Source organism: Bradyrhizobium sp. 157, from assembly GCF_023073815.1.
Taxonomy (GTDB): domain Bacteria; phylum Pseudomonadota; class Alphaproteobacteria; order Rhizobiales; family Xanthobacteraceae; genus Bradyrhizobium.
Genome location: NZ_JADPKF010000039.1, coordinates 59,459 through 65,458, shown reverse-complemented (window position 1 = coordinate 65,458; position 6,000 = coordinate 59,459). Strand labels below are relative to the sequence as shown.

Here is a 6,000-nt window from a genome sequence, read left to right as displayed (position 1 = left end):
CCAAGGTACTGCGCGAGTCCGGCATCGAGGTGCGGATTGTCGACCCCAAACGGGTCCGCAGCTTCGCGCAGTCGGCCGGACGCCTGGCCAAGAACGATGCGATCGATGCGGAGATGATCGCCTGGTTTGCCGAGATATTCAGCGAGGCGCCGGGCCAGACGCACGATGCCGCGCACGAGAAGTTGCTGGCGCTCGCGAAGGCGCGCATCAGCCTGGTTGATCTCAAAGCACGTTTGCAAAGCCAGAACGAGCATGCTGCGCCAAGACTTGTTCAGAAGGCACGCGAGCGCCTCTTGAAGAATCTGGTCTGCGAGATCGCCAAGCTCGAGGCTGCAATCTCAGCCCAGATCAAGGCCACGCCACACCTTGCTGAGCGTGCCGAGATCATCGAGAGCGTGCCGGGCTTGGCCGAAACGACCTCCGCAAACCTCGTTGCAGGAATGCCGGAACTCGGACAGGTGAGCGACGAGATTGCCGTGGCCTTGATCGGCGCCGCCCCTTACGACGATGATAGCGGAAACCGGCGCGGCGAGCGCCACATCAAGGGTGGCCGCCGCTGGGTTCGCAATGCCCTTTATATGGCCTGTGTCGGTGCAGCCACGCTGAACAATCCGGTGCTCAAGGCCCACTATGGCCGCCTGATTGCCAACGGAAAGAAGCCGAAGGTTGCGATCATTGCCTGCATGCGCAAGCTGATCGTCATTCTCAACACGATGGTCGCACGACGACAGAAGTGGGATCCCAGCCGCTACGCGCTCAACTCAGCGAGCGCCTGACCGCTCGGTCCCCGACCGAGCGCATGCCCAGCCAACAGACCGGCGAGCGGACGGGGTCAAGGCCGTCAGCCGCCGCAGGCGGTGGCGCGCGCCGCGCCAGCCTTGAGGCCGGCCGATCAACGGTCCACTTCGACACAGTTGCTCTGATAGGAGAGGGCGGGAGGTCAGTAGCAAAACTCGGGCAGATGATGCCGCGAGATCGTGAAGTCATACTCAGTTGTCATCGCCCGGCTTGACCAGGCGACCCAGTATTCCAGAGACGCCAGTGATTGAACCGAAAAGCCGCGGCGTACTGGATCCCCGCCTTCGCGGGGATGACGATGATATGCGCGTCGCTACCTCCGCGTCATTGCGAGCGGCAGCGAAGCAATCCAGGTCTCCACTTGCGGCGCTATGGATTGCTTCGCTTTGCTCGCAATGACGTGGAGAGAGCCGTGCTACGAGAATCTAGCGCGTGCCGCGTCCAGCTCACAAGTCTTGCCGGGTCAGTCTCCCGTGCGGCACCACGGGCCGGGTGGACGCTTTCTTCGCCGGCGTCTCGCCGCCGGTCAGTGCCATCACCGAGACCGCAACCACGCGGTCGACGATGGCGTCGACGTCGTTGAGGTCGCATTGTCCTTCCGACAATCTGGACAGCCGCTCTTTTTCCCGGATGGTGTGATGCGACATCGCCAGCGCGAAATGCAGTCCCCAATAGAGCTCGGCGTCGTCGCGGCCGGGCAGCGAACGGCGCATCGCTGCGATGAATTTCCGCAGATGATCGACTTCGCGGTTCTTGATGCGGCGGATCGGCGGCACCGATTCAATGGACGCGCGGATCATGAAGCGGGCCGCCGTCGAGCCCTCGCGGTCAGGACCGAGGCAGCCGCGCAGAGTGGGGCCCACCAGCGCGTGCAAAATGGCGTCGATCGGGGCGCGGCCGCCGCCTCTTTCCTCGGCAAGCTTCAATTCGTTGAGCCGCTCGCGGTTGGTGGCAAGGCTCCGGGTGACGAACAGCTCCGCGATCAATTCGTCCTTGGAACCGAAATGATAGTTCACCGCGGCGAGATTGACGTTGGCTTCCGCGACGATGTCGCGCAGCGTCACGTCGCCAAAGCCGCGGTCGGCGTAAAGCTTTTCGGCGGCGGCAAGGATGGCAGACCGGGTCCGATCGCTCGACATGGCTACAGCCTCTTTCCGTCATTCCGGGCGCGACGAAGGCGCGAACCCGGAAATCTCGCGCCACAATCTCCAGATTCCGGGTTCGACGCTGGCGGGTCGCCCCGGAATGACCAGCGGGGAGGGAGTTGCAATTCAAACAGTTGTATGAAACTATCGTTTGAAGGGCTGGAAATGTCAACAACGTTTGCGAACGTGTCGCATCTCCAGCCGACCGGACTGTCAGGTCCGCAAAACGGCTTGCCGGCCGTGAGTGACGGGCAGACAGTGCGGCCAAACGATTTCAGAAGCCGAGAGCCGAGGAGCGTCCCATGAATTTCGACATGTCAGAGAAGCAGAAGGACTGGCTGAACCGCGTCCGCGCGTTCATGAACACGCATGTGCGTCCCGCAGTGCCGATCTACAAGCAGCAGGACGCCGCGGGCGAGCGCTGGAAGGTGATCCCGATTCTGGAAGATCTGAAGAAGAAGGCGCATGCTGAAGGCCTCTGGAACATGTTCATGCCGCCGTCCTCGCATGAGGACGATGAATTCCGTGGCGCAGGATTGACCAATCTGGAATACGCGCCGCTCTCCGAAGAAATGGGCCGCATCAGTTGGGCTTCTGAAGTGTTCAACTGCTCCGCGCCGGATACCGGCAATATGGAAGTGTTCATGCGCTACGCCACCAAGGAGCAGAAGCGCAAATGGCTGCGTCCGTTGATGGACGGCGAGATCCGCTCCGCTTTCCTGATGACCGAGCCGGCGGTGGCATCCTCCGACGCCACCAACATCGAAACCCGTATCGAGAAGGATGGCGATCATTACGTGATCAACGGCCGCAAATGGTGGTCGTCCGGCGTCGGCGATCCCCGCTGCAAGGTGGCGATCCTGATGGGCAAGACTGATCCGAACGCGGCGCGTCACCAGCAGCAGTCGCAGATCATCGTTCCGCTCGACACGCCCGGCATCAAAGTGGAAAAAATGTTGCCGGTGTTCGGCTTCGACGATGCGCCTCATGGCCATGCGCAGGTGCTGCTCGAGAACGTACGCGTTCCCAGGGAGAATATCCTGCTTGGCGAGGGCAGGGGCTTTGAAATCGCGCAGGGCCGTCTCGGTCCCGGCCGCATCCATCACTGCATGCGCACCATCGGCAAAGCCGAGGAGGCGCTGGAGAAGATGGTGCGCCGGCTGTCGTCGCGCACGGCGTTCGGCAAGAAGATCATCGAGCATTCGGTCTGGGAGCAGCGCATCGCCGAAGCCCGCATCGATATCGAGATGAACCGCCTGCTGTGCCTCAAAGCCGCCGACATGATGGACAAGGTCGGCAACAAGACCGCGCAACTCGAGATCGCCATGATCAAGGTGGCGGCGCCGAACATGGCGCTGAAGATCATCGACAACGCGATCCAGGCGTTCGGTGGCGGCGGCGTCTCCGATGACGCCGGACTGGCAGTGGACTACGCGCATGTTCGCACGCTGCGGCTGGCCGACGGCCCGGACGAGGTCCATAACCGCGCCATTGCCAGACTTGAACTTCGGAAGTATGCAAACACTACGAACTAACGGGAGGCCATGAATGGCGCTCCCCAACGTCTAAGAAGAATTGAGGGAGCGTCATCGTGGCGGACGGCGTCAGGAAAGACGAAGAGTTCTCGGGCACCAAGGAAGTCGAGGAGCGCCATCGCATCAACGAGGCGAGCCTCGACGGCTGGATGCGCGAGCATGTCGAGAGCTACCAGGGGCCGCTAAAGGTCCTGCAGTTCAAGGGCGGCCAGTCCAACCCGACCTACAAGCTCGAAACGCCGGCCCGATCCTACGTGATGCGCCGAAAACCGTTCGGCAAATTGCTGCCGTCGGCGCATGCGGTGGATCGCGAGTTCCGCGTTATTGCGGCGCTCGGCAAGCAGGGCTTTCCGGTCGCAAAAGCCTATGCACTGTGCACCGACGACGCCGTGATCGGCGCCGCCTTCTACATCATGTCGATGGAAGATGGCCGGGTGTTCTGGGATCCAACGCTGCCGAGCCAGACGCCGGACAACCGGCGCAAGATCTTCACCAGCAAGATCGAGACGCTGGCGAAGCTCCACGTCTTCAATCCGGAGCAGATAGGACTGGGCGATTTCGGCAAGCCGGGCAATTATTTCGCGCGCCAGATCGACCGCTGGACCAAGCAATACCGCGCCTCGGAAACCCAGCACATTCCGGAATTCGAGAAGGTGGCCGAATGGCTGCCGCGCACGGTTCCGGAGCAGAAGCGCGTCTCGATCGTCCATGGCGACTACCGCCTCGACAATATGATTTTCCACGCGACGGAACCGCGGGTGCAGGCGGTGCTGGACTGGGAGTTGTCGACGCTCGGCGATCCGATGGCCGACTTCACCTATCTGTTGATGCAGTGGACCATGCCGGGCTTGGAAAATGCCGATCTCAAGGCGCTGAACATTCCAAGCGTGGAGGAGGCGGCGCAGATCTACTGCAACGTCACCGGCATGGAAGTGCCCGACCTCAACTGGTACTTCGCCTACAACATGTTCCGCCTTGCCGGCATCACGCAAGGTATCGCCGGACGGATCCGCGACGGCACCGCGGCCAACGCCAAGGCGCTGGAGTCGGCGGCGCGCACCGTGCCGCTGTCGAAGTCCTCCTGGGAATACGCTCAGAAGGCTGGCGCGACTTAATCAGCGCGACTAATCGACTTGGCACTCTCACCGAATATCCGCGGCAGCCTGCTCATGGCGGTGTCCATGGCGGCGTTCACCATGAACGACTCCATCACCAAAGCGGTGTCGTCAGAGATGAACTTCGGCCAGGTGATGCTGGTGCGCGGGCTGTTTGCGATCGTGCTGGTCGCGGCGTTCGCGTACCATCAGGGCGCGCTGCGTCCGCTGGACACGCTGATGCTCAAACCGGTGGCGCTCAGGGTGGTCGGCGAGATCGGCGGCACGATCTCGTTCATGGCGGCGCTCGTGCATCTGCCGCTCGCCAACACCTCGGCGATCTTCCAGGCGCTGCCGCTCGCGATCACGCTGGGCGCCGCGGTGATATTCGGCGAGCCGGTCGGCTGGCGCCGCTGGTCGGCGATTGTCGCAGGCTTTATCGGCGTGCTCATCATCGTGCGACCGGGGCTGGCGGGCTTCAACCAGTTCGCGCTGTTCGCGCTGGTGTCGGTGGCGTTCTGCGCGCTGCGCGATCTCGCGACCCGACGCATACCCACAAAGATCCCGTCGCTGTTCATCACCTTGCTGACCACGGTGACGGTGACCACGGCCGGCGGCGCCATCCTCGTTCCACTCGGCGGCTGGACGCCGCCGTCCACGGGCGCGCTCGGCCTGCTGACGCTGGCCGCGGTGCTGCTGCTGATCGGCTATCAGTGCATCATTTCAGCGCTGCGCTCCGGCGATATCTCCGCGGTGGCGCCGTTCCGCTATTCTGCGCTGCCGTGGGCGATGCTGCTCGGCTATGTCGCCTTCGGCGACGTGCCCGACGCGATGATGGTGCTGGGCGCCTCGATCATCGTGCTGTCAGGCCTCTATGCCTTCTACCGCGAGCGCATCCGCCACCGCACGCTGGCGGCGGAATCATCCGGCCTGCCGCCGGATGGGTTGTGATCGCATCGACGCTGCCCATATCTCCGAAGCTGATTGGAGATGTTCATGATCCAGCAACTGCGCATCTACGAGATATTCGAGAAGAACAAGTCCGCCTTCCACGCCCGCTTTCGCGATCACGCCGCGCGCATCATGCAAAGCAGATACGGTTTCAGGATCGTTGCGATGTGGGAAACCAAATTTAGCGACAGGACCGAGTTTGCCTATCTCCTGGAGTGGCCGGACGAGGCAGCCAAGACCGCCGCGTGGTCAGCCTTCATGGCCGATGCCGAATGGTCCGACATCAAGCGCCTGACACATGCGGAACACGGTTTGATGGTGGGCCAGATCGAGGACCGGTTGCTTGTGCCAACGGACTATTCGCCGGCCAAAGGCAGGAGCCTTCTTGCGATCTCCGCATAGATCATTCTCGTGTCCCGGATGCGGTGCGGCACCATCAGCGCGTTTACGCGCGTCTTCGACGCGCTATGGTGACGC

Annotated in this window: 6 protein-coding genes; 5 read left to right on the top strand and 1 reads right to left on the bottom strand. The window is 62.4% G+C overall.

The features are described 5' to 3' along the window. The coding region (locus tag IVA95_RS09690; protein ID WP_247509027.1) for a transposase at positions 1-776 on the top strand (776 nt) is incomplete at its 5' end. A 468-nt stretch (positions 777-1,244) separates the two neighbouring features. On the opposite strand, the gene IVA95_RS09685 is transcribed toward IVA95_RS09690, so the two are convergent. Continuing rightward, entirely contained in the window at positions 1,245-1,937 is a 693-nt protein-coding gene (locus IVA95_RS09685; protein ID WP_247510280.1) for a TetR/AcrR family transcriptional regulator, read from the bottom strand. Positions 1,938-2,245: 308 nt separating this feature from the next. Between IVA95_RS09685 and IVA95_RS09680 the strand changes: the two genes are divergently transcribed. Genes IVA95_RS09680 through IVA95_RS09665 form a run of 4 tightly spaced genes read left to right on the top strand, consistent with a single transcriptional unit; the run spans position 2,246 to position 5,925 of the window. Beyond that, on the top strand, positions 2,246-3,478 hold the full coding sequence (locus IVA95_RS09680) for an acyl-CoA dehydrogenase family protein (RefSeq protein WP_247510279.1): 1,233 nt from the start codon (positions 2,246-2,248) through the stop codon (positions 3,476-3,478). 56 nt (positions 3,479-3,534) lie between these two features. After that, on the top strand, positions 3,535-4,593 hold the full coding sequence (locus IVA95_RS09675) for a phosphotransferase family protein (protein WP_247510278.1): 1,059 nt from the start codon (positions 3,535-3,537) through the stop codon (positions 4,591-4,593). Between the two features lie 18 nt (positions 4,594-4,611). Continuing rightward, positions 4,612-5,523 carry a DMT family transporter gene (locus IVA95_RS09670; RefSeq protein WP_247510277.1) on the top strand — a complete coding sequence of 304 codons (912 nt, stop codon included), beginning with the start codon at positions 4,612-4,614 and terminating at the stop codon, positions 5,521-5,523. 45 nt (positions 5,524-5,568) lie between these two features. Next, complete coding sequence (locus IVA95_RS09665) at positions 5,569-5,925, top strand: NIPSNAP family protein (protein WP_247510276.1); 357 nt, start codon at positions 5,569-5,571, stop codon at positions 5,923-5,925. The last annotated feature ends 75 nt before the right edge of the window (positions 5,926-6,000 follow it).